At 36.3% G+C, this 24,676-nt stretch carries 26 protein-coding genes and 1 tRNA gene; 19 read left to right on the forward strand and 8 right to left on the reverse strand.

Annotated elements, in window-relative coordinates:
- Positions 1 to 2 precede the first annotated feature (2 nt).
- The 5 genes from mreC (at position 3) to MMY79_RS03550 (ending at position 3,761) form a co-directional block, all read left to right on the forward strand.
- The gene (gene mreC, locus MMY79_RS03530; RefSeq protein ID WP_252612059.1) at positions 3 to 860 is read left to right on the forward strand and encodes a rod shape-determining protein MreC; all 858 of its coding nucleotides are present in this window, start codon (positions 3 to 5) and stop codon (positions 858 to 860) included.
- Positions 847 to 1,338: a rod shape-determining protein MreD gene (gene mreD / locus MMY79_RS03535; protein ID WP_252612061.1), complete on the forward strand. Its 492-nt coding sequence runs from the start codon at positions 847 to 849 to the stop codon at positions 1,336 to 1,338. The genes mreC and mreD overlap by 14 nt, the downstream gene beginning before the upstream one ends.
- The gene (locus tag MMY79_RS03540; protein WP_252612063.1) at positions 1,326 to 1,886 is read left to right on the forward strand and encodes a Maf-like protein; all 561 of its coding nucleotides are present in this window, start codon (positions 1,326 to 1,328) and stop codon (positions 1,884 to 1,886) included. The genes mreD and MMY79_RS03540 overlap by 13 nt, the downstream gene beginning before the upstream one ends.
- A 107-nt stretch (positions 1,887 to 1,993) precedes the next feature.
- Entirely contained in the window at positions 1,994 to 3,448 is a 1,455-nt protein-coding gene (gene rng, locus MMY79_RS03545) for a ribonuclease G (RefSeq protein WP_252612065.1), read from the forward strand.
- 139 nt (positions 3,449 to 3,587) lie between these two features.
- Positions 3,588 to 3,761, forward strand: a complete 174-nt coding sequence (locus tag MMY79_RS03550; RefSeq protein ID WP_002116397.1) for a PA1571 family protein — start codon at positions 3,588 to 3,590, stop codon at positions 3,759 to 3,761.
- 28 nt (positions 3,762 to 3,789) lie between these two features.
- Here the strand turns inward: MMY79_RS03550 and MMY79_RS03555 are convergent, their stop codons facing one another.
- Entirely contained in the window at positions 3,790 to 5,175 is a 1,386-nt protein-coding gene (locus MMY79_RS03555) for a wax ester/triacylglycerol synthase family O-acyltransferase (RefSeq protein ID WP_005309889.1), read from the reverse strand.
- Between the two features lie 171 nt (positions 5,176 to 5,346).
- Positions 5,347 to 6,081 carry a phosphoadenylyl-sulfate reductase gene (locus tag MMY79_RS03560; RefSeq protein ID WP_042897679.1) on the reverse strand — a complete coding sequence of 245 codons (735 nt, stop codon included), beginning with the start codon at positions 6,079 to 6,081 and terminating at the stop codon, positions 5,347 to 5,349.
- Positions 6,082 to 6,265: 184 nt separating this feature from the next.
- Here MMY79_RS03560 and thrH point away from each other — a divergent pair, with 184 nt between their 5' ends.
- Entirely contained in the window at positions 6,266 to 6,883 is a 618-nt protein-coding gene (gene thrH / locus MMY79_RS03565; protein ID WP_003655338.1) for a bifunctional phosphoserine phosphatase/homoserine phosphotransferase ThrH, read from the forward strand.
- Positions 6,884 to 6,942: 59 nt separating this feature from the next.
- On the opposite strand, the gene MMY79_RS03570 is transcribed toward thrH, so the two are convergent.
- Positions 6,943 to 8,373, reverse strand: coding sequence for an outer membrane protein transport protein (locus MMY79_RS03570; RefSeq protein ID WP_252612068.1), 1,431 nt, complete (start codon positions 8,371 to 8,373; stop codon positions 6,943 to 6,945).
- Between the two features lie 597 nt (positions 8,374 to 8,970).
- Positions 8,971 to 9,669, reverse strand: a complete 699-nt coding sequence (locus MMY79_RS03575; protein ID WP_252612070.1) for an NAD(P)H-dependent oxidoreductase — start codon at positions 9,667 to 9,669, stop codon at positions 8,971 to 8,973.
- Between the two features lie 156 nt (positions 9,670 to 9,825).
- Here MMY79_RS03575 and MMY79_RS03580 point away from each other — a divergent pair, with 156 nt between their 5' ends.
- Positions 9,826 to 10,851, forward strand: coding sequence for an AraC family transcriptional regulator (locus MMY79_RS03580; RefSeq protein ID WP_252612072.1), 1,026 nt, complete (start codon positions 9,826 to 9,828; stop codon positions 10,849 to 10,851).
- A 42-nt stretch (positions 10,852 to 10,893) separates the two neighbouring features.
- Here the strand turns inward: MMY79_RS03580 and MMY79_RS03585 are convergent, their stop codons facing one another.
- Both MMY79_RS03585 and MMY79_RS03590 read right to left on the reverse strand, forming a co-directional pair.
- Positions 10,894 to 11,886 (reverse strand): fatty acid desaturase family protein, encoded by a 993-nt coding sequence (locus MMY79_RS03585; RefSeq protein ID WP_252612074.1) that lies wholly within the window; start codon positions 11,884 to 11,886, stop codon positions 10,894 to 10,896.
- A gap of 105 nt (positions 11,887 to 11,991) precedes the next feature.
- Positions 11,992 to 12,792 (reverse strand): PaaX family transcriptional regulator C-terminal domain-containing protein, encoded by an 801-nt coding sequence (locus MMY79_RS03590; protein ID WP_252612077.1) that lies wholly within the window; start codon positions 12,790 to 12,792, stop codon positions 11,992 to 11,994.
- A 347-nt stretch (positions 12,793 to 13,139) separates the two neighbouring features.
- On the opposite strand from MMY79_RS03590, the gene MMY79_RS03595 reads away from it, so the two are divergent.
- From MMY79_RS03595 to MMY79_RS03645, 11 genes are all read left to right on the forward strand, one after another.
- On the forward strand, positions 13,140 to 13,958 hold the full coding sequence (locus MMY79_RS03595) for an undecaprenyl-diphosphate phosphatase (protein WP_016137097.1): 819 nt from the start codon (positions 13,140 to 13,142) through the stop codon (positions 13,956 to 13,958).
- A gap of 157 nt (positions 13,959 to 14,115) precedes the next feature.
- Positions 14,116 to 15,012, forward strand: a complete 897-nt coding sequence (locus MMY79_RS03600; protein ID WP_252612079.1) for an AraC family transcriptional regulator — start codon at positions 14,116 to 14,118, stop codon at positions 15,010 to 15,012.
- Between the two features lie 31 nt (positions 15,013 to 15,043).
- Positions 15,044 to 16,054, forward strand: coding sequence for an NAD(P)H-quinone oxidoreductase (locus tag MMY79_RS03605; protein WP_252613420.1), 1,011 nt, complete (start codon positions 15,044 to 15,046; stop codon positions 16,052 to 16,054).
- A 208-nt stretch (positions 16,055 to 16,262) separates the two neighbouring features.
- On the forward strand, positions 16,263 to 17,138 hold the full coding sequence (gene hchA, locus MMY79_RS03610) for a glyoxalase III HchA (protein ID WP_252612081.1): 876 nt from the start codon (positions 16,263 to 16,265) through the stop codon (positions 17,136 to 17,138).
- 84 nt (positions 17,139 to 17,222) lie between these two features.
- The gene (locus MMY79_RS03615) at positions 17,223 to 17,732 is read left to right on the forward strand and encodes a hypothetical protein (RefSeq protein WP_252612083.1); all 510 of its coding nucleotides are present in this window, start codon (positions 17,223 to 17,225) and stop codon (positions 17,730 to 17,732) included.
- Positions 17,733 to 17,767: 35 nt separating this feature from the next.
- Positions 17,768 to 18,220, forward strand: a complete 453-nt coding sequence (locus MMY79_RS03620) for a hypothetical protein (RefSeq protein ID WP_252612085.1) — start codon at positions 17,768 to 17,770, stop codon at positions 18,218 to 18,220.
- Positions 18,221 to 18,702: 482 nt separating this feature from the next.
- Entirely contained in the window at positions 18,703 to 19,122 is a 420-nt protein-coding gene (locus MMY79_RS03625) for a hypothetical protein (RefSeq protein WP_252612087.1), read from the forward strand.
- A gap of 214 nt (positions 19,123 to 19,336) precedes the next feature.
- Positions 19,337 to 19,648, forward strand: coding sequence for a hypothetical protein (locus MMY79_RS03630; protein ID WP_252612089.1), 312 nt, complete (start codon positions 19,337 to 19,339; stop codon positions 19,646 to 19,648).
- A 260-nt stretch (positions 19,649 to 19,908) separates the two neighbouring features.
- Positions 19,909 to 20,340: a hypothetical protein gene (locus MMY79_RS03635; protein ID WP_252612091.1), complete on the forward strand. Its 432-nt coding sequence runs from the start codon at positions 19,909 to 19,911 to the stop codon at positions 20,338 to 20,340.
- 184 nt (positions 20,341 to 20,524) lie between these two features.
- A complete protein-coding gene (locus MMY79_RS03640; protein ID WP_001247270.1) occupies positions 20,525 to 20,884 on the forward strand; it encodes a hypothetical protein in 360 nt (119 codons plus the stop codon).
- A gap of 65 nt (positions 20,885 to 20,949) precedes the next feature.
- A complete protein-coding gene (locus MMY79_RS03645; RefSeq protein WP_252612093.1) occupies positions 20,950 to 21,243 on the forward strand; it encodes a hypothetical protein in 294 nt (97 codons plus the stop codon).
- 347 nt (positions 21,244 to 21,590) lie between these two features.
- On the opposite strand, the gene MMY79_RS03650 is transcribed toward MMY79_RS03645, so the two are convergent.
- Both MMY79_RS03650 and MMY79_RS03655 read right to left on the reverse strand, forming a co-directional pair.
- Positions 21,591 to 21,663: transfer RNA gene (locus MMY79_RS03650), tRNA-Arg, on the reverse strand.
- Between the two features lie 59 nt (positions 21,664 to 21,722).
- Positions 21,723 to 23,102 (reverse strand): amino acid permease, encoded by a 1,380-nt coding sequence (locus tag MMY79_RS03655; RefSeq protein ID WP_004789335.1) that lies wholly within the window; start codon positions 23,100 to 23,102, stop codon positions 21,723 to 21,725.
- Between the two features lie 378 nt (positions 23,103 to 23,480).
- On the opposite strand from MMY79_RS03655, the gene prpF reads away from it, so the two are divergent.
- Positions 23,481 to 24,668 carry a 2-methylaconitate cis-trans isomerase PrpF gene (prpF, locus tag MMY79_RS03660; protein ID WP_252612095.1) on the forward strand — a complete coding sequence of 396 codons (1,188 nt, stop codon included), beginning with the start codon at positions 23,481 to 23,483 and terminating at the stop codon, positions 24,666 to 24,668.
- Positions 24,669 to 24,676: the final 8 nt, after the last annotated feature.

Below are 24,676 nucleotides of genomic sequence, written 5' to 3' on the forward strand. Positions count from 1 at the left end.
CGGTGCAACCGAATATTTTTTCAAGACAGCCGCCATCTTTCCGCTCGTTCGTTATTGCGGTCATTACATGCTTGGTTGTGCTGTTCTTTGATTGGCGTATGCCGTATGTAATTCAGCCAGCAAGGGATGTCTTGTACGCTGCATATAACCCAATTTATGCATTGGCCAGTTATCCAGTCCTGTCGAGAGAATGGCTGAATCAACAAACAAAATCTGAAGCACAACTGCGTCGTGAAAATACTGCGATGCAGGCTGAGCTTTTACAAGCTCAAGTCCGCTTACAGAAGCTTTCTGAACTGTCAGCTGAAAACACCCGTTTGCGAGGTCTTCTTGATACTCCATTAATTATTGATGGACGTATGGAGATTGCTGAAGTGATAGGGACAGATGCAGACCCATTACGTCATATCATCATTGTTAACCGTGGCTCTATGGACCATTTAAAGGTCGGTCAAACGGTTCTGGATGATAAGGGGATTATGGGGCAGATCATTAATGTATATCCTCATAGCTCACGTGTAATGTTGTTATCAGATAAAGAACACTCACTTTCAGTCCGTCTTGAACGCACTGGCATGCGTGCGATTGTTTCTGGTACAGGTGATTTGGGCCGTTTAAAAATGGAATATGTCCCGACGAGTGCGAATATTCAAGTGGGCGATAAAGTATTTAGCTCAGGCTTGGGTGAACATTTCCCAGCAGGGTATGCAGTGGGTACAGTAGCCAAAGTAAGACGCCATAATTCAGGTGAGTTTGCAGAAATTGATGTTACACCAGCAGCGCAATTAGCAACAGGTCACCATGTAGTCGTACTTTTCTCAGAGTCATTAGCGAAGGAGCAACCATATGCCGATCGCTAAACTGAAGCGAGAAAAGCGCCAAGATCCATTATGGGGAATAATTATCTCTGTTATTGTGGCTTCTGTGCTCATGGTTTACCCGCTATCCTATGATATTTCAGGTTGGCGCCCATTATTCATGTTGATGATTATGCTGTTTTGGGTGGTGTGTCAGCCAACATGGTGTGGGATCTGGTTTGCGTTTGGAATGGGAATTTTTACAGACTTATTGCTTGATGCTCCTTTAGGTCTTAATGCTTTAAGCTTTGTAATTGTGAGTTTTCTTACCCGTTTTTTAATTCGTGAGCGCCGTATTTTAACCTTTGGTAATTTATGGACGATCGCAACTCTGGTCATTATTGCTCATTTAGCGTTTATGTGGGTAACCCAGACCATGGGTGGAATTCATTTTTCAATTGCTAGACATTGGCAACCATTGATGACAAGTATCATCACTTGGCCAATCGTCTATTATTGTTTGGCAAAATGGCGCATATAGTTTTAGCATCTAGCTCTCCTCGTCGGAAGGAGCTATTGCAACAGCTGGGTTTAGATTTTGAAATCTATAGTCCTGATATTGATGAGTCTATTCATGAAAATGAGCTGGTTCACCATTATGTTGAACGCTTGGCTAGAGAAAAAGCGCAAACTGTATTAAAGCTTTTTCCAGAAGCAATTGTTATTGCTGCCGATACAAGTCTTGGGCTTGATGGTCAAATTATTGGTAAGCCTGAATCAAAAAGCCATGCTTTTGAAATATGGAAACAATTATCTGGACGTTGGCATGATGTGTTTTCTGGACTATGCATTGCGACTCAACAACAACTGTTAAGTCAGGTGGTGCAAACACAAGTCGAATTCCAGCATTTGACGACGCAAGATATGGAAGATTATTGGACTACAGGTGAGCCTGTGGGGAAGGCCGGTGGATACGCAATTCAAGGAATTGCTTCTCAATATATTCCCCAAATTCAAGGAAGTTATAGTAATGTGGTAGGACTTCCTTTATACGAATTTGCCCAGTTATTAAAAAGAGTAAAGACATAAGAGGTTGTTATCATTCTTAATTGAATAGCATTGTCGATAAACACTAGGCAAAGTTAACAGCTTCTCTGACTCTTTAATAAAAATTTTATAATGCTTTGAGTTTATGTATGTCAGAAGAATTACTTATTAATGTCACGCCTATGGAGTGTCGGGTGGCATTAATCGAAAATGGAACTGTTAATGAGCTGTATGTCGAGCGTACAGTCAAGCGCGGTCTAGTTGGCAATATTTACAAGGGTAAAGTCGTGCGAGTGCTTCCGGGCATGCAGGCCGCTTTTGTTGATATCGGTTTATCTCGAACAGCTTTTTTACATATCAATGATATGGTTTGGCCGCGTTCACAGCCCACCCCAAATGTTTTTGAACTCTTACACCCTGGGCAAACGCTTACTGTCCAAGTAATGAAAGATATGTTGGGTACAAAAGGCGCACGTCTCAGCACAGATCTTTCAATTCCTTCTCGTTACCTAGTCTTAATGCCATACGGTAATCATATTGGTGTATCGCAGCGTATTGAGTCTGAAGAAGAACGAGAGCGATTGCGTAATATTATTGAAGGTATTCAATCTGAACATAATTTGCCGGGTAGCGTAATTGTACGTACAGCTGCTGAAGGTGTAGATGAGGCAGAAATTGCACGGGATATGTGCTATCTGAGTAAATTATGGGAATACATCCAACGGAAGCAAATTGATGTTGCGGTTCCTTCTTTAATTTTTGAAGAGTTGCCATTACCTCAGCGTATTATTCGAGATTTAGCAAGCGAAGAGACTGCAAAGATCTATGTCGATTCGAGAGAAATTCATGCCAAACTTCTTGAGTTTGTTGAAGAATTTGTCCCGAATATGCAGAATCGACTCATTCATTATCCGGGTGAGCGACCACTATTTGATCTTTATAATGTCGAAGAAGATATTCAAAAAGCCCTTCAAACCCGTGTAGCTTTGAAATCGGGTGGTTATCTGATGATAGACCAGACTGAAGCCATGACAACGATTGACGTTAACACGGGTTCATATGTTGGTGGTCGTAGTCTTGAAGACACCGTTTTTAAAACCAATATGGAGGCGACTCAAGTTATCGCGCGTCAACTTAGACTGCGTAATTTGGGCGGTATTCTCATTATTGATTTTATTGACATGCAAGAGGCAATTCACCGTGAAGAGGTGATGCGTCAGTTTGAAAAAATGCTTGAGCGCGATCATGCCAAGACCAAAATTACTCAGGTTTCAGAACTTGGGTTGGTTGAAATGACGCGTAAACGCACACGTGAATCGTTAGAACATTTGCTGTGTGAGTCGTGTCCAACCTGTCAAGGGCGTGGTTTTGTCAAAACAGCAGAGACAGTGTGTTACGAAATATTTCGTGAGATATTACGATATACCCGTGCATTTGAGTCAACGAGTGGCTTTACTGTTGTTGCTCATCCTTCTGTGATTGACCGATTATTAACAGCAGAAGCGCCAGCAGTGGCAGATTTAGAGCATTTCATCAACCGTGTCATTAAATTTCAGGTCGAAAATTTATATACGCAAGAGCAATACGATATCATTTTAAGTTAAAGTTGTAACAAGATATCGCTTAATCCTTGTTACAACTGAAATTTTACTTTCATTCATGAATTTTAAATACTACTTACATACAGTAGCCGTAGACGTTCTCCCTATTTAACGTCTTAGCAAACAATAAGAGGTATAACCCATGAATGTAAGTGAAAACTTAATTAGCAACGGTCTTAAACATGTTTTAGAAAGCACGCCAGTAAATAGCTGCTATATGTTGAATGACCAAGGTAAAGAAGTGCCGATCACAACTGCGATGATTCGTTCAGTATGTCATCAGTTGCTTAACCAGTGCCGCACCATCAAAAAATAAGGGGCCGATTCAAAGCCCCTTAATTTTTCTAACTTGCTGAATGATGTTTCAGTTGTTTCTCTGCAATAATTTCTTCAAAACGTTGAATCTCATCTTCTAAGTGAGTCAAAAGGTTTTGCATTTTTGGCAAGGCATTTCGACAAGCCGTTAATCCAACTTCAAGCTTATCTAAATAACTGGTCATGGTAATATTTAAAGCCTGTCCATCCATGACAATTGAAGCAGGGTAGAGGGCGTCTAATTTCGCACCATTCCAATAAAGCGGCTCACGTGGTCCTGGTACATTAGAAATAACTAAATTGAATGCCTGACGCTTAGGAAGCATTCCTGACATGATGTTTAATCCTGCCGGACCATAAACAACCGCACTATAGTTTAAAATCTCATTCGCAGTCATACGGCTAAAGCGTTGCTTTGAATTTTGCATGCTGCGACGAATGATTTCTAGACGTTCTAACGGTTGGTCTTTATGAGTTCCTAAATTTGCCAGAATCATGGTAATTCGGTTACTCATATCAGAATCATCTGTGCGTAATGAAGCTGGAACCATGGCAATAAGTGGTTTTTTAGGTAAGCTATTTTGACTAATCAAATATTCACGTAAAGCACCAGAACAAACAGCCAACACAACATCATTAATTGTCACGCCTAATACTTTTGAAATTTTTCTAAGGCGACTCAATTCAAAGGATTGGGCAGCAAAGCGACGTGAAGCACTCACTCTTTGGTTCAAAATCGACACTGGCGCCTGAAAGGTAGAAACGTAATCAGGATTTTTACCCATTTCTTTAAATATAGTCTGAGATAGCTCTTGCATGACTTTAGGAGCTATATCGAGTTGAGACTTAATGCCGCCTAAAATACTCTTAATTTTACTTGTGCTTGGTGTAGGAACTTTTAAGCGCTTAGTTCTTTTGCTCTCAACACACCATAAAGGAACAACGTGTTTCTCTTCAGGTGTTTTTGAAAGTGATTTCTCAATCAAACGCATACCCGCAACGCCATCGACCATTGCATGATGGATTTTAAAATACATGGCAAAACGATTGCCTTCGATTCCTTCAATAATGTCACAAGTCCAAAGTGGTTTTGCGCGGTCAATTAAAGAACTATGTTGCTGTGAAATATAAACCAGAAGTTCACGAATGCGGCCAGGATGAGGTAAAGCAATGTGGCGAAAGTGATGATCGATATCAAACTCTTCATCCTCATCCCAAAATAGACCATTTAAACGGTTATTGAAGGGCGGAATAGGAATGCTTTTTGAGCGTTTAATATCTTCTACTAAATCATGTACGAAGGTTTCAGGCGCATTTTCAGGAATTTCAAATAAAAATAATCCACCGACATGCATGGGTTGCTGTCTTTTTTCAAGTGACAGAAAAATGAAATCAATTGGGTGTAATGGACGCATAAATCATTGTGCCTCATGCATTTTTCTAAGAAGCCCTTATCTGAGCTCTTATTAGAATTATAGAACCGTAAAATTAAGTATATAGCGTTTAGAGTAGATAAAATATGACTTTGTGTACGGAACATGACATAAAAAAAACCACTGATTTAGCAGTGGTTTTTTGATAACAAATTACTTTTTCATGTTGCCTGCATGCAATCCGCACTCTTTTTGAGTCGCTTCTTCCCACCACCAGCGTCCTTCACGCTCATGTTGATTTGGTAATACAGCTCGTGTACATGGTTCACAGCCAATAGAAACAAAACCACGTTCGTGAAGAGGGTTATATGGAATTTCCATCATACGGATGTAGCTCCATACTTCAGCACTTGTCCAGTTTGCTAAAGGATTATATTTAATCAGTTGCTTACCTGGACCAGAGAAACCTACGTCAGCTTGTACTACTGGAATTTCTGTACGTGTACCAGGACTTTGATCTTTACGTTGGCCCGTAATCCAGCCATCTAAAGTCGCAAGTTTTTTACGTAAAGGCTGAACTTTTCGGATACCACAACATTCTTGGTGCCCATCTGTAAAAAAACTGAATAAACCTTTTTCGTTTACCATGTTTTGAACAGCTTCAGATTCAGGGAAACAAATTTCGATATTGATATTGTAGTGTTTACGGACAGTTTCAATAAATTGATAAGTTTCGGCATGCAGTCGACCAGTGTCGAGACTAAAGACACGGAACGGCTTACCCAAACGTGAAGCAATATCAATTAAAACAACATCTTCAGCTCCCGAAAAAGAAATTGCGATTTCACCTTGTTGGCTTAAGGCAAGTTCTAAAATTTCTCGAGGGCTTTTGGTTGCATATTCAGCAGCAAGAGCATCTACGATATCAATAGTCGGAATAACGGTCATGTGTGTTCCTGGCAAAAGGCTTGGGCGCATTGAGTTATGAAAAATATTCTAAAGGATAGTTGATAAACTGCTTAGCACTTTAATTTCGATCCTTATGAATAAAATTGATTTGATCAATAACAACGCAAAACTGAAAATCTTAGTGGTATGATACAGCAATTTTTAACCAACGTTGGAAGCATTCATGGAAATCGTATGCCTAGATCTTGAAGGGGTTTTAGTTCCTGAAATCTGGATCAATTTCGCTAAAAAAACAGGGATTAAAGAACTCGAGGCAACAACTCGTGATATTCCGGATTATGATGTTTTAATGACTCAGCGCCTTAATATCTTAAAACAACACGGTTTAGGCTTAAATGACATTCAAGAAGTCATTGCTGAGATGGGACCGTTACCAGGTGCAAAAGAATTTGTTGAATGGGTGAGTACTCATTTCCAACTCGTGATCTTGTCCGATACCTTCTATGAATTTGCGCATCCTTTAATGAAGCAATTAGGGTGGCCAACAATCTTCTGTCATAAATTAGAGACAGATGAAGAAGGAATGATTACAGCTTATAAATTGCGTCAACCAGATCAAAAACGTGAATCTGTTAAAGCACTACATGGTTTAAATTTCCGTGTAATCGCAGCGGGTGATTCATATAACGATACAACCATGTTGGGTGAAGCTGACCACGGTTTCTTATTTGATGCACCTGCAAACGTGATTGCTGAGTTCCCGCAGTTTCCAGCTATCCACGGATATGATGCATTAAAAGAAGCAATCCGTTCAGTTTCGAAACGTAGCATTCCAGCATAAGAAACAAATAATAAAAAAGGCGCTTAAAGCGCCTTTTTTATATGAATGAGCTTTGAAACTTAGAATTTATAGCCAAGTTTTAAACCATAAGCGATTGCATTGTTGTCAGAGAACTCTGCAACATATTGATCCGTACCTGCTTGTGCGCCAGTTTGAGCTTTGGCATCACCCAGCCAGAAGTATTTTACGCCACCAGCAATAAATGTTTGTGGGGTTGGGCTATATTGAACGCCTAGGCCTACGTTCCAATAACCTTCAGTTGGGCCTAAAGTTGTAACAGGGTTACCTGCACCAGAGTCCCAACCTACAGAAACGTTACCTGCCCATTTATCATTAAGTTTACGGCCTACACCAGCATTAACAGACCATTGGTCATCAGCGTATTCAACTAAATTAAAGCCATTTGGACGCCCAACAAGATTGCCTACAGCTTCTGAAACTTTACCAAATTTATATGGTTGAATTGAGAAGTCTTTCCAGTTTACCCAACGTACATTGGCGAATGCGACTGTATTTGCCATGACACCTGTTTGGAAATCAAGGTTTACAGATTGGGGGGTAGTAATTGTAGTTTTCCCTTCTGTGTTAATAGCTTGAAGTTTAGATGCAGGAACATCTAAACCAGCAAGTACTGAAGTAAGACCCGGGAAATTTAATAAAGATAAACTTTCATTAATATCCACTTTATGATCAATTTCAGATCGATAAGTTACAGATGCTTTTAATGCAATTTCAGGGATTTGATAAGCTGCACCTGCTAACCAACCAGCGCCTGTAGTTTCTTTAATATTTGCATCATAACCATTGTAAAGGCTATAAGCTTGACCTCGTAAACTTACATGACCTTTAACTGTTTGTAATACTGGGCCCGCATAGAAGTTAAAATTTTGAGTCGGTTGATAACCAAAAACAAAAGATAAGTTTTGTGTATCAACTTCAACTTTTGTTCCGCCAGTTCCTAAATAATTATTTGCTACAGCAAGAGCACCCGCAAGTTGTTGAAATTGAGGACTTGCTAAAACTTGTCCTTTTGCTATTGCCACAGTTTGGTCATTTACAGGTAACCCTTGTGCTATCAAAGCTTCTTTTGCTTTTTTCGTAACAATCCCGTCAATTGCAGCAGGAGATAGAACTGAGTCAGAACCTGGATTTGAAACGAATGCGTTATTACCTGAGTATTCTGCATCTGAACCAAATGGTTGATCGTAAAGTAAACCAAAAGAGAATTTATCGTTAAGTTGTAGTTTTAAGGCTGCGCTTGGAAAATAGTAATCATCAGCCATATCGCCAATATCACGGCGAGTTGCACTTCCTCCTGCTTCTTTACCCGCTACATCTGGGTCTAAAACAGAAATACCAGCTTCAAAGTAGTTACCAGGCTGCAAGAATGCAGACATTGATTGTCCAGAGCGATCCAATGCTGCTGCAAAAACCCCAGTTGCAGGCAGCGTTGCTAAAATCATTGCAGTGCTCAGATGTTTTAATTTCATTTTAATCTTTCCTTGAACTTCAAGACATTTTTTTAAAAGTAACAGAGTTAAACCGTTTAAACTGTGTTGCCTTCAAAGCTTCTAATTACAACTTATAAAAGCTTTGATAACTCCATGTAACAAAAATAGCATAATTACAATAAGAGTAAATCTGTTATATGAACTGAAGAGTACTCACTTTTTATACAAATAGTGCCAATAATGGATGAAATATGAAGGAATATTTTTATTGTTAAATTATTTTAATTAATTGATATTTATATTTTTTATCTATTAGTAAAGGTATTTGTTTTAGTGACATTTTTGTCATAAATTCAAGAAAAAAGGTCAAAGATTTTTTTGTAAAAATATGAATTAATTGATTATGAAATGAGTATTAGTTGTCATTTTTAGTTGATAAGTCCAGTTTTTCTACATCTGTATATTATTGATTAACTTTTATATTCTTAATTTTATAAAAAAGTTAACCTTAAATTTTTTACCATTTGGTCTATTTTTGAGCGTATTAGGGCTTTCTATTTAAAAGTTATGAGTAAGAAAATAACCGAAAATAATAAGCTAGATTCGGCTATTTAATTTTAGAGCTCAAACACAGCATTAGAGTGGATATAGTTTTTCATCAAATTGCTCAAGCTTAGGAAATTTTAGTGGTTCAAGCTTGTCTAGATGAGTGAGGTAGGTTACGTAGTCGTCGAGAAGGGTTTCTCGTGCTTCTTGGCTAATATAAGGTACATGATAAGCAATGAATGGCGGTAAAACTTCAAAACCTGCATATGCCAAAGTACCACGTTGAATCGGTGATAAATAATTTTCGATTGGACCGTGAATGGAGTTCTCTCCAAACATGTGCGTTCTACCACCGAGTGTTAAGCACAACATCGCTTTTTTACCAGACATTCCACCGTGGTTATAAAACCGTTTACCGCCATAAAAAAGTCCTGAAACGAACACACGATCAATCCAGCCCTTTAAAATTGCTGGAACAGATGTCCAATAGAATGGGAAATTTAAAATGAGTAGATCAGCTTTTTTTACCTTTTCAATTTCTGCTTGAATATCAGGAGCTAGAAGTTGATTTTTGCTGGCATTTCTTTGTTCGAGGGCATAGTTAAAATAATCAGGTTGGTCGAGCTCTAAAAAATCCTCTTTGGACGCAATAGGGTTAAATTGCATGGCATATAAATCTGAAACTTCTACTGTGTGCCCCAATTTTTCTAAGGTTTGTTTGGCTGTACTTTTTAGAGCGGCAGTAAAAGACTGTGGTTCTGGATGAGCATGGACAATCAGAATGTTCATAAGGCGACCTGTATTCTTTTCAGAAATTGTGCTGTCTCGTGCAATTCAGCGGATTTTATTTTGAATAACTATGCATCAATTTAAAAGCATGGCATAGTTCATGAACTGACAGTTTTTACCATTTCGCGCCATTTTATTTTGCTCATTGGGTTGCTCATGAATCCAGAATTACCCGGAACTTATATTAATTTAATTGCCGAGACTGTTAAGCGGTGGGATGTCTCTGGTGAGCAACTTTTAGATGGAAGTGGAATAACCTTAGACCAATTAAAAAAGCCTTATTGGTATGTTGAGTTCAACATCTTAAATCAGCTTATTGAACGGGCGATTGATTTATGCAAAGAGCCAGCATTAGCTGGGTATTTAGCTTTAAGCATGACGGCTTCATGTTATGGGTCAGTCGGAATGGCAGCTATAGTTTCTCCAAATTTAGAAGAAGCGCTGAAAATTCTTGAACAGTTCATTGGCTCACGTTGTAAGGTCTTTAAACCAGAATTAAAACAAGAAAATAATTATGCATATTGGTCAATTCATCAACCCGTCGATGCATTTCAGCTGAGCCCAAATGCCAACATTTTTTTGTTAGTCGGTTTTGTCCAAATTGCAAAAAAATTAACAGGGCTTTCCCATTTAGGAAAAGTTGAATTACAAATGCCAGAACCAATAGGTTTTACCCAAATAAGTCATCAATTGCCTGTTACTTGTTTATTTAATCAAAAGTGTAATCGTTGGATATTTCTAAAAGAGTATTTAGCACAGCCTGTATTAACGGTGGACCCAATGCTAGCGCCGTTGTTAAATGCACAATGTAAGCGGGATATAGAGAAATTAAACTTAAAAAGTGGCTGGAAAGGGCGAGTCAAACAAGTTGCTGAAAAATTGCTTTTGAATGGGGAGGTTGAGACATTAAAAGTTGGGCAAGTGGCTCAAATCATGAATATGTCAGAGCGAACCCTGCAACGCTATTTAGCTCTTGATCATACTAGTTTTACCCTTTTGGTGGACTCACTGAAAAAGGAGCATGCCCTGAAATTTTTAGCACAAAATAACCTGTCGATTGAAAAAGTCGCTTTAATGCTAGGTTATGCCGAGACTTCTCACTTTACCCGTGCATTTAAGCGCTGGATGGGCATCACGCCTAAATATTTCCAAATCAAACATAAGATGGATGATTTAAGTTAAAAGGCCATAAATTTATGGCCTTTCATTTATCATTTGAATTCATTAAGTAGATTTTTCTGGCTTAGATGAGAGTGATTCAATTACTTCAAAATAGCTAGGTGGTGCTGGAACATGGCCGCGATTTCTCAATAGACGATGCATGCGCGGTAATTTGAAGTAGGGCACCGAAGCCATTAAATGGTGTTCCATATGGTAATTAACATGAATAGGGGCCACAAAACTTCTAGCAATCCAACCTGCACGTGTTGTACGGGTATTCGTTAAAGCGGTATTACTCGTTTGCATACCTGCATGTTCGGCCATGGAGCGAATTCTTAAAAATAATGGGAAGGGGGTTAAGTAAGCTAGGGGCCATAACCAATAAAACCGTTGTTGACCAAAAGCTTTTAAAACACCATAAAGAGCTACATTGGTTGCAATGGCTCCACTACTGTTTTTTATAAGACTTTTAGCATAGTCAACGAAGTCTTTATTACTTCGGTCTAGCCAGACTTGATCATTTGCAACCGTCCATTTCATTAAATCGAGATCCATTAACACTCGACCAAAGCTAAACTTTAATCCGGTCATACCCGTTAAGTCGCGTAAGAATTTACGAGTAAGAGATTTTTTACTTACAGGAAAACCAGAAACTAAAGAAAGGTCTGGGTCATCTGGAGTAGACGTTTTTGCATGATGACGCACATGATGTACGCGATATTTTTGTAGATCATTCCAGATGGGACGGGCGCATAGCCACTCACCGACAAAGTCATTTATTTTTTTATTTTTGAACAAGCTTTTATGCGATGCATCATGCATCAAAATCGCTAGGCATAACTGGCGACCAGCCAATATTGCTAAGGCAAGCATACAAGCAAGTAATTTGCCCCAGCTCGGTAAGTAATCCCACATCATGATTAAACTGGCAAATGTTCCACCAATAACAGCCCACGTACTTGCAACAGCCCAAGCACCATATGCATCTGAGGGTTGTGTGAGTTCCTGTATTTCTTCTCTGCTAAAGAGATCGGTCACACTCACTTGTGCATTCATTTTTATTCTCCCAAATCAGATTTTGGTATCCATATTTTATATTACCAATATAATCATAAAATTTAAAAAAGTGTAATATTTGTTTGTAAAAAAATAAATCGCCCTTTAATGGGCTAATTCATTTTTATAAAGTTTCTGCCACAGCTTTTGTCCAATCGAGTCGAGCTGCTGTACATTTTGAGCAAACTGATTGCGGGCATGTTCGTTAACAAATGGAGGGGGCAACAGAGGGTCGTTCATGAGTAAGGTAATCGTTTCACGTCCTAATAACAAAGCTTGAGTGGCGACCTCATTTAAGGATAAATTTTTATAATTCAAAAGCCATTCTTGGATATCTTGACTATACATCTCATAATTTTCTTCAAGCTGCTTCGTATCCCATAAAGAAGGAATTAACAAAACTGTTTTTGGGTCAAACTTTTGAATAATAGAAATTTTAGCTTCATTTTCAAGGCCCGCTAAAGTGAGTTCTTCACATGTTTTTTCAAAACTATAGGCTAAATTGTCTGGGCGTATATAAATACCAGTTTCAAGTTCTCTAAAACCAAATTGATGTAAAGCATGTTCTCTCTTTTTTAAAGCGGTCCGATCTATACGGCCTAATGTCCCCGTAAACACTGCCAGATAATTCTGTTGCCATTCTTTGGTTTGTTTAATGCCATTTTTACGATTCAAAATGACTTTTGCCCAGTCTTTAGTTGATGGTGAAAGTTGATAGATACCACGCTCGACACTTTCTATCATGCCTTCATTTAGTAGCCGAGTCGTAGCAACACGAATACCGTTGTCACTCATATTAAAAAGTTTAGCTGCAATCAATATTTGTTTAATGGTGAGCTGAGGATAAGCTGAGGAAAGAAATAAATCGATAATAAGATGACGTGCATTAATTTTGGTATTTTTCATTCAGATAGAATTTTTGATATGAGTTGCATGTAAGAAAAATAATATCATGTTTTTGTAATGTCTTTTTAAGATCATTTTAGGGTAAATAAGCGTAAAAATCTTTAGCTATAGAATGAGAAATTTTGTAGTTCTTAACCAAGTTCATCTTTTTACGATAGTTAACCTAAGATTGTCATGATGATGTGATACATTATTCCCCTTTAAATAAACCGCCTTTTGCTAAGGGCAATAACCACAAATGCTAGAAATGATCTGATATTGGGCATGAACTAGGCCAAAATTATGGTTTATACATGATATAAAACAAATTTTTAGACTTTTCTGGTGATTAACTTTTTGAGCAAGTGATGGAAAATTTTGAAGTTATAAAAGCACTGTTTTTAGGCTTTGTCGAAGGCTTAACTGAATTTTTACCAATCTCGAGTACAGGCCATTTAATTTTATTTGGTCATATTATCGATTTCCATTCAGACGGCGGTCGTGTATTTGAGGTCGTAATCCAGTTAGGTGCTATTTTGGCAGTGTGCTGGTTATACCGACAAAAAATTGTTAACTTGATTAAAGGCTTCTTTAGTGGTGATGTGGAATCACGTCATTTTGCTATCAGTGTACTTATTGCATTCTTCCCCGCAGTTATTATTGGGGTTTTGGCAGTAGACTTTATTAAAAGTGTTTTATTCAGCCCAATTGTGGTGGCGATTGCCTTAATTGTCGGGGCGCTTATTATTTTCTGGGTTGAATCTAGACAATTTGAACATAAGACACTCGATGCAACCAAAATTACTTTTAAACAAGCACTTTTAGTTGGACTTGCTCAATGTGTTGCCATGATTCCAGGAACTTCACGTTCAGGTGCAACAATTGTGGGCGGAATGTTTGCGGGCTTATCACGTAAGGCTGCTACAGAATTCTCTTTCTTCCTTGCTATGCCAACCATGTTGGGTGCTGCAACTTTTGACTTAGTTAAAAATGCTGACGTACTGACCGCCGATAATATGATTAATATTGGGGTAGGTTTCGTTGCTGCTTTTATTGCCGCATTGTTTGTTGTAAAAGCATTGGTTCTGTTTGTAGAGCGTCATACCTTACGCGTATTTGCTTGGTATCGAATTGCACTCGGTGTAATTATTTTAATTGCAGCAATGTTCTTTAATTTATCGGCTTAAATAATCTGATGAAGTGAAAAACCTAGAATGCTCTAGGTTTTTTTATGCCTAAAAATTGATTTGAATTGCCTATTTATACAAAGTAAACGTAAGACAGATGTTTTCATTTTAGGTTCATTGTTATATTAATTATTAGATTACTTCTCACAATAAAACTATGCCGCAAAATCATCTTACAGAACATTTGGTCGATGCATTTTTGCACTTGGCTCCAGCAGAAGGACTCTATCCTACTTTTATTTCTAACATCACTTTGATGCGTGTAGATCATTCCACACCTCCTGTTGCCGTGCTGCAAGAACCCTCAATTGTTTTAGTTATACAGGGATTGAAGCGAGGGTATATTGGTAAAGAAATCTTTCAATTTCAACGAGGACAGTGCTTATTCATCTCAATTGCAATACCGTTTGATTGCGATACTGTTGTTGAAAATAATGAACCAATGTTGGCGATAGCAATAAAATTTGAACCACAAATGATGGCTGATCTCATTACTAAAATGGATAAACAGCAACAAGTGGTTACTGAAGATGTTCACTCTGAAGATTTAAAATTAAGCTGTGGGCTTAGAGTGATCGACATGAATATCACCATTTCCGAGGTTGCTCTCAGATTGCTTAATTTACTTCGTTCTAAACAAGATACTTTTATATTAGGTGAGCAAGTTAAAAGAGAGTTGGTTTATCGTGTGGTGCAGGCCTCAGGTAATAATCTAGTCGAGAGTTTATCCGCTATAGTAAGTCGAAATGGTGTGATTTACACCATTTGTGAAATTATTCAGCGTGATTATTATCATAACTTAACGGTTCAAGAATTGGCGAAACAAGCAGGCATGAGCATCTCGCTTTTTCATCAGACTTTTAAAAAAGTGACAAATTATTCGCCCTTACAGTACATAAAAATTACTCGGTTACATAAGGCACGTGAGTTAATCATGAACAATAAAATGGGTGTAGCAGAAGCCGCCTATGAGGTTGGTTATGTCAGTGCTTCACAATTTAGCCGAGAATTTAAGCGACTGTTTGGCGTTCCACCCAAGTCCTCAATTATTTAACGTAGATTAGTATTTGAAATATAAATCAAACATGGAGCATTTTATGACCTTTCCAACAACCATGAAAATTATTGAAATTACGGCTCCAGGTGGACCAGAGGTTTTAAAAGTTCAAGATGCTAGTCTTCCAGTACCTCAAGCAAATGAAGTCTTAATCGAGGTAAAGGCTGCTGGAATTAACCGCCCTGACGTTTTACAGCGTATGGGTTTATATCCAATGCCTAAAGGTGTTACTCAAATACCAGGGTTGGAAGTCGCTGGTGTTGTGGTTGCTGTAGGTGACGAAGTAGATCAATTCAAGGTTGGAGATAAAGTTTGTGCTCTAACAAATGGCGGTGGTTATGCTGAGTACTGTGCGGTAACTGCAACTCAAGTATTGCCAATACCTGAAAATTTATCTTTTACGCAAGCTGCTGCGCTTCCGGAAACATTCTTTACGGTTTGGGCAAACCTATTTGATATTGGCCGTTTAAAGAAAGATGAAACGGCACTGATTCATGGTGGGGCAAGTGGTATTGGAACTACAGCTTTAGCGATTTGCCAAGCTTTAGGAATTAAAACTTTTGCTACCGTTGGTAGTGAAGATAAAGTTGAAGCACTCTCTAGTTTCACCACAGCAATTAACTATAAAACCCAAGATTTTGAGCAAGAAGTTTTGAAACATACTCAAGATCAAGGTGTTGATGTTATTTTGGATATTGTGGGTGGTTCTTATTTCTCGAAAAATTTAAATCTATTAAAACGCGATGGTCGACTTGTCATTATTGGCTTTATGGGCGGTCGAATTGCAAAAGAATTTGATTTACAAAAACTGATTTTAAAACGTGCCACAATTACGGGTTCAACGATGCGAGCACGTAATAGCCAAGAAAAAGCAGAAATTGCCAAATCTTTACATGAGCATGTATGGCCGCTCTTGGCTCAAGGTAAATGTTTACCTCAGATCTATAAAACGTATGCTTTTTCAGATGTACAAAGTGCTCATGCATGTATGGAACAAGGTGATCATATTGGGAAGATCGTTTTAGAAATGAATGCGTAACGCTGTAATCATTAAAGTTTGGGTGAACGACAGGTTTGCCTAAACTATACTTTTTAATTCTAGGTTCTGCCTATTTCTCTATAAAAATTGCCAAATTCTATTGGCAGGTTGCACCAGTTCAATGACTTCACCTATAAATTGAGTAAGAAATAACAATTGGTTCCTACTTTATTATTTCTTTCCATATTGATGAAAAAGGATAGTAACAATGAATACCGCAAATATTGATGATAAAAATCCTACTCCAGATTTGGCTGAAGATAATGCCTTTTTCCCATCACCTTATTCACTAAGTCAATATACTGCTCCTAAAACCGATTACGATGGTACGACTTATTCAACGCCGTATGCGGGCAATAAAAAAGTTTTAATGATTGCAACTGATGAACGCTATATCCAGATGCAAAACGGTAAGTTCTTTTCTACAGGAAACCATCCTGTAGAAATGCTTTTACCGATGTTTCATTTAGATAATGCAGGCTTTGAAATTGATGTTGCGACACTTTCTGGGAACCCTGTCAAACTTGAAATGTGGGCGATGCCAAAGCAAGAACAAGTTGTATTAGATACTTTTCAAAAATACGCAGATAAATTAAAAAATCCATTAAAGCTAACTGATATTTTAGAAAATGCAGTCGGTGAAAACTCACCATATGCGGCTGTATTTATTCCGGGTGGGCATGGCGTATTAGCTAAAATTCCACATAGCCTTGAGGTGAAAAAAGTCCTTAAATGGGCGGTTGAACAAGATAAATTTATTATTACATTATGTCATGGTCCAGCTTCATTACTGGCTGCGGCAGTAGATGAACAGCCAGAAAACTATATTTTTAAAGGCTATCAAATTTGTGTATTCCCTGATTCCTTAGATAAGGGAGCAAATATTGATATCGGTTATATGCCTGGAGCTTTACCTTGGCTAGTAGGTGAAAACCTTGAAAAACTCGGTGTAGAAATTTTAAATAAAGGTATTACAGGTCAATGTCATAGAGACCGTAAATTGTTAACTGGTGATAGTCCGCTTGCTTCTAATAATTTAGGAAAACTTGCAGCTGAAACATTGTTGGCTGAAGTGAAGGATTAAGTACACAATTTTTATGAGAATAAGACTTATATTTATTAAGTCCTATTTTTTATAATAAATAATGTGTTAGGTGTAAAATTGAAAATGATAAAAATAGAAGATATAAATCTACTTGAGCAAGGGTATAAGTTGGTATTTGATTTAAGGTCATCTTCTTCAATCTTGATGGATGAAAATTATATCAAAAATATACAGCAAACTACGTTGGATAAGGGAACAACAATGGGGCTTAAGGGTGACAATGGTTTATATGCAACAGCTGAATGGTGGGAAAATATCAAAAGTGGCAATATAGAAACTTATTGTGTGAAAGGTGTAATAGTTGGGATTAATCAAGAAAATCCATTTATAGATGCAAATAAAATGATTACAGTTAAAGTCAATGGAACTAATAAAGAAATTTTTCAAGATATAGTTTTTACTAATGAAAGAGAAAAAATTATTAGTGAAGAGCTTTACAAAGCTGGAAATGAGATAGCATCCATTTATATTCTTGATAAATTAAAAGAAGATGATGTTTGGAATTGGGTAGTAGAAGAGAAATTTGGCGTTTCTCCATTACTTAATAGAGTTTACATTAAGGATGGAGGTTAAAATTATTTTATATTAATGGATTGTAGGAGTTTAATATGGATGAGGATGAAACTAATATTGTAGCCTATAATTACGTGGGTTATATTAAATTAAATAAAGATATTATTTTTCCTGCTAATGGTAATGAAAATGATATTATTTATAACCAAAGTGGAGTTAATAGGCGAATTTTTTCGGGATATGTTAATTTTCCCGAAGTTGAAAAGGACACTTTATTTTATATGAAAGCTTTTTTACTTACACTTACTGTAGATATACCTTGTAAGGAAGAAATTCATTCTTTAATTAAAATATTTTCATATTGTGAAAACCACTCTTTATTAATTGAAAAATTATCATTAGGGTTGAAATCTAATTCAAAAGGTTTTGTTTTTAATGGGCTTAAAGAAATAATAGGTGATTTTTACTTGTTAGAAAAAATTGATGACTTGTTTTTCTATGATAGGAGAGAGGAGTCGTACAATAATTTTTTTAAAAATTATAAATAATTTAGATGATTATAAAATATAAAAGGGATGAAGACTAAATAAAATGATAGAGAATTGTGCATTGATTAATCAAGGATGTAAATTTATTTTTGAATGAGGTGGTAAGTATCACCGAATATAAGTTTTAGGATTAAGGGTTTCTTATATGGACCTAAAGGAAATTTACTTTTATCTGCTTGAAAGGCATAAGAAAAAGATAGTTTTTTTAATTTTATTTTTTACTTTAGTGAGTGTTTCCATTCAAGTTAAAGTGGGCTTGATTGACTATGGATACTTTTTTGTCATTTTCCTGAGTTGCTATGCTTGTATATATATGTGGTGCAATGGAATATTTGCAGAAACTTTACCAATCACTGAATCGAGTAATAATGGAGAAGTCATAGCGAGGTGGATGATGATTTTTTCAAGTACATTTCTTCATGTTTATTTCTTAATTAATCCATTGTTAAATAAATAGTTTTTGTAAATAATGAAGTGTTAATATGAATAAGCTAGATTTAAGTGTTAAGGTGGTTCAGGGGAGAGATTCCATAGAGATAAATCATATCGCTTTTGAAAATTCAGCCTTTATATGGCCTCGGGATAAATCTGATTTAAAGTTATTCATTGATCAAGGTACCTTACTTGTACCATCTGAATTAGAAAAATCTATTTACTCTTCTGGATTTTATCTAATATTTACAGATGTCTCTGGTATAGCTGATGATGGCGGTTGGGATTATATCAAGGTTACTCATGAGAACAACCTAGTTTACTGGGATGTGTGGTTTAATAATGGCTGGGTTGAGTTAGTTTTTGACCTAACTGTGTATCAAAAAGAGCTTTTTGAAACTATGAATCAACTAAAAATATTGCCACCAAATATTATTGTACAGCCTAGTCAGATTGTATTTCCAGAATAATAGTAAATTAAATCTGGGCATCTGCCCAGATTTTTAGTTATTAACAATATGTATAAAGGTTAATTGAAAAATTATAGTAAATATATAGGCTATAACTAAATTTTTAAATTGTTAAGGGAAATTGTGATCAAGAATATTTAATAAATATAAATAGATGTTTGAATATGGTAGTAAGTATCACTGAATATAAATTTTAAGATTAAGGGCTTCTTATATGAAATTAAAGAAAATTTACTTTTATCTGCTTAAAAGGCATAAAAAAGAGATAGTTTTTTTAATTTTATTTTTAACTTTATTAAGTATTTTGATGCAAGTTAAGATGGGATTAATTGACTATGGATACTTTTTTGCTAGTTTTTTAAGTTGTTATGTTTGTATCTCTACTTGGTGTAATGGATTATTTGCTGAAACTTTTCCCATTACAGAATCAAGTACTAATGGAGAGGTTATAGGGAGATGGATGATAATTTTTTCAAGTACATTTTTTCATTTTTATATGATGCTTAATCCATTGTTAGGTAAATAATTTTAATAAAGGATGAATTGTTAATATGAATAAATTAGATTTGAGTCTTAAGGTGGTTCAGGACAAAGATTCGTTAGAGCTAAGTCATATCACCTTTGAAAATTCAGTCTTTATATATCCTACGGATAATTCTGATTTTTAGTATTTTTATAATAAGCTGTTTCTTTATATAGTACTGAAAATTAAGGTGATTTTTTTTGAATATTTGGAGGTAGATTGCCTAACATTATAAAAAACCGTTGTGCTGGAGGCAGCTGATAATGGGAAATTTATATAGCTTACTATTTATACCTGTGTTAGTGGCATGCTCTGGTACAGTTGATTTACTTGTTTCGGGTAATGCTAATAATGGAATTATATTTCAGCTATCTAAAAGTGATGCCAAAAAGCTTGATAGTGGTTTTCGATTTTATGTGATGGATAATAGTACTGTTCCTGCTGGTACGTTGAAAGAAACAGCATGGGAGATTAAAATAAGCAGGGAAATAAGTTGGTTTAATTTTAAAAATGATTATGCCTATAAATGGACTTATGGAGTTAAACCACGTGGATTTAAAGAGATTGTAAAACCCAAGCAGCTAAAGTTATATACTCAATATTATTATTCGATTGATGGTGGGGCAGGCTATCATGGTTCAGGTTGTTTTTATTTAAATGAGAACAAAATGGTTGTAAATATTAAGAGCTGTTGAATCGGGTATTGTTCAGAACTCTGGTCTTATAATTTATCATCTATAGGCATCACTGCGCTATGCTTGTGCTTATGGGTTAATATAATGTGGGAACTAACCAGTTCTAAATTTTTATATAAAAAGATGTAAAATAAAAGCATTTTAAAATAAAGTTATGAGGTTTTATTGGGATAAAGGAAATAATATGAGGCCTTTTTTAGTATGTTTGATTGTTTTTCTTAGTGGTTGTAGAGCTGTAGAAATTAATAAGGAGTATTATTTTCAGCAAGGTTTTAATGCATCAACTGTTGTAAATCTAACTAATTATGTCTATATAATTAAAGAGTTACAAAAATATGAAAATGTGGATATATATATTCCTTTATTGCTTGTTGCGCAAGATATGAGGAGGATATCAGAAAAAGATTTAACTCTTTATGATAAAAAGAATTTATGTCAAGTTAAATATTTTATAGATAATAGATATTTAAATGATCAAAGAAAGATTCAAAAAGATCTCTTGGAAACTAAAAAATGGCTTTTAAATTTAAATTACTGTGATTAAATTTATATATGAAAGTTTAAAATTGGAACAGTGTCTTAAGAGTATTTTAATATTAAAGGAACTGTATGAAGAATTATATTATAAATTTATCTGATGACTTTTGTGAATATGCTTGGGAAATTGAGTTGAAGGGATGTCTTGAGGTGGATATACAGATATTTGATAAAGTATATACATTTAATTTTTATGATCCTATTAGATTGAAACAAACTATTGAAGATGATTTGAGATCAAATCAATATTTTTTTTATGAAAATATGGTTGTATTGCCAAAAGTAAATTTAAGGAATATTGAAAAATTTATAGAAGGTATAATTAATACTCCTTATCTATTATCTTTTTCTACAAAAATAATTTAATAAGAGGTAAGAAGTGAAAGAAACTTATCTTTTAATATATACAAGATATAAATTCCTAATATTTTCTGTATATACATTAATTTCTGCTTTTGGATTATTTGTACAATATATTAAGGAAGTTTTATCTATATCTTCTGTTTTAGTTATATTTTCATCAACTTTTTTTTGCTTATATGCTTGGTTTAATGGAACTTTTACCTTTGTATTTGCTATAGATGTTAATAGTAGTACAGGCGAGATTTATAGGAGATGGTGTGTAATTCTTTTTAGCTCTTTGTTCTATGTATATACTTTAATTGATCCTTTTCTATAATCATTACTAGCATATCTATTTGCTAGATTATATGTGCGCCCTGTGGGACTCGAACCCACGTCGGTCGCTTAGGAGGCAACTGCTCTATCCAGTTAAGCTAAGGGCGCATAATTTTATGATTATAAACAAAAAAGCCATTGTCTAGACAATGGCTTTTTAGATTTATTTATTCTTCAGGATTCTCAATGGAATCTAGTTTTTTAGGATTTAAATAGTCAAAAAGTACGAGCATTGCCGTAATCCAAATAGGGATCATCATTACTGACTCTTTGAAGCCTTGAGTCCACATAATATAGAGAACCACAGCAATAAACGCTAAAACTAAGTAATTACTAAAAGGTGACCATAACGCTGGAAAAGATGTCTTAATATTCGCGTGCTTAACAAAGCGTCTATACTTCAAATGTGTAATTGATATCATTGCCCAGTTTAGAACAAGTGCACCAACCACAACGTACATAAGATGTCCAAGAGCATCTTCAGGTACAAAGTAATTCAAAAGAACACAACCAAAGATTAATAAAGCAGAAAGCAGAACAGCGGGAATAGGAACCCCCTGTTTATTGGTTTTTGCAAAAACTTTTGGTGCATTCCCTTGTTGAGCGAGACTGTAGAGCATACGGCTATTTGCAAACATCCCACTGTTATAAACAGATAGGGCAGCAGTTAAGATAATAAAGTTAAGTAAGTGTGCAGCCCAACCAATTCCCATTTGGCTAAAAATCATAACAAATGGACTTTTGTCGAGACCGCCAAGATCTAATTGGTTCCATGGCACTAATGAAAGTAAGATTGCCAGTGAACCGATATAGAAAATCAAGATACGGAAAACGACTTGGTTAATTGCTTTTGGAATGGTTTTTTTCGGATCTTTTGCTTCTGCTGCGGCCATACCAATCAGTTCAATACCACCAAAAGCGAACATCAAGAAAGCCAACATATAGAACAGGCCGCTAAAGCCATTTGGAAAAAATCCACCATGAGACCAAAGGTTACTAAATGAAATGCTTGAACCGACATCTGCTGTAAATAGCAAATAAAGCCCAAACACAATCATAGAAATAACCGCAGCAACTTTAATAATAGCGAGCCAGAATTCGGATTCACCATAAAATTTGACGTTGGTTAAGTTAATTGCCGTAATCACGACAAAGAAAAATAAGACAGAAGTCCACGCTGGAATATGAGGCCACCAATAATTAATATATTTGGCTACCGCGGTGAGCTCACTCATCGCAACCAGAACGTAGAGTATCCAATAGTTCCATCCGGTTAAAAATCCGGGAAATTTCCCCCAATATTTATACGCAAAATGGCTGAACGATCCTGCAACAGGTTCTTCAACAATCATTTCTCCCAAGTGACGCATAATCAAAAACGCGATTAAGCCGCCAATGGCATATCCTAAAATAATGGATGGTCCCGCAGATTGAATCACTTGCGCCGAGCCTAAAAATAATCCGGTACCAATTGCTCCACCCATAGCAATTAATTGGATATGTCGATTTTTTAGTCCTCGTTGCAGTGTAGAAGATTCGTTGGTCAAAGGTCTTCACTCACAATGAATAAGTAAATTATTCTAATAGATGGAGTTATTTTAGCCTAGACTACAAATTAATAAGGAGTGACTGAAAAGTAATATTAAAATATATTTAAAATCATTGGTTTACTTTTAATTTTTTAATATAGAGTGAAAAGTACTCTAAAAAATATAATTTAATATAGACTTTTTTTCTTAGATTTTGCTTAGATTAAGTCATTGCAAGCATATTGCTAAATTCTCAAAATATACTCGCGTCAATACGATTGATGTATAAAGCAGATCGCTATCTCTTGGCCTTAAAACAATTTAAGATGCAGAGAAGGGTAAACAAGAATGCTTGTTTTGATATAGAAGAACATAATAGTAAGGATAACAGTTGATATGAGCTCAGTACCGCAAATTAAAATTCCAGCAACTTATATGCGTGGTGGAACCAGTAAAGGTGTCTTTTTCAAGCTTGATGATTTGCCTGAAAAAGCCCAAGTTGCAGGACAAGCAAGGGATCAGCTCTTACTACGTGTCATTGGTAGCCCAGACCCATATGGAAAACAAATTGATGGAATGGGAGGAGCCACTTCGAGTACCAGCAAAACTGTGATTCTCGCTAAAAGTACTCAGCCAGATCATGATGTTGATTATTTATTTGGTCAGGTTTCAATTGATCAGGCTTTTGTAGACTGGAGTGGTAACTGCGGTAATTTAACCGCCGCTGTTGGCTCTTTTGCGATTTCAAATGGCTTGGTTGATGCAAACCGTATTCCAGAAAATGGCCTATGCACGGTTCGAATTTGGCAAAAAAATATTCAAAAAACCATTATTGCGCATGTGCCTATCACCAATGGTCAAGTTCAAGAAACTGGTGATTTCGAGCTCGATGGGGTAACGTTTCCTGCTGCTGAAGTTCAAATTGAGTTTTTAGATCCAGCCGATGATGGTGAAGAAGGCGGTGATATGTTCCCGACAGGAAATATCGTTGATGAATTAGATGTCCCCGACATTGGTCATTTTCAAGCGACATTCATTAATGCAGGAATTCCAACCATTTTCTTAAATGCAGAAGATTTGGGTTACCAAGGCACAGAGTTACAAGATCATATTAATAGTGATACAACTGCACTGGCTCGTTTTGAAAAAATTCGTGCGTATGGTGCGGTACAGATGGGTTTAATTAAAGATATTTCTGAAGCAGCTGCGCGTCAGCACACACCAAAAATTGCTTTTGTTTCTAAACCGAAAAATTATACAGCTTCAAGTGGTAAACCAGTTTCAGAGAGTGATGTTGATTTACTGGTTCGAGCTTTGTCGATGGGTAAATTGCACCATGCAATGATGGGAACAGCAGCGGTTGCAATTGGCACAGCGGCTGCTATTCCGGGAACGTTAGTAAATTTAGCTGCTGGCGGCGGTGAACGTGAAGCGGTACGTTTTGGTCATCCATCTGGAACATTACGTGTTGGTGCTCAAGCGGAACGTATTAATGATCAATGGGTCGTTAAAAAAGCCATTATGAGCCGTAGTGCACGTGTGTTAATGGAAGGTTGGGTACGTGTTCCAGGTGACAGTTTCTAAAAGTCACT

Source organism: Acinetobacter sp. XS-4 (assembly GCF_023920705.1).
Taxonomy (GTDB): domain Bacteria; phylum Pseudomonadota; class Gammaproteobacteria; order Pseudomonadales; family Moraxellaceae; genus Acinetobacter.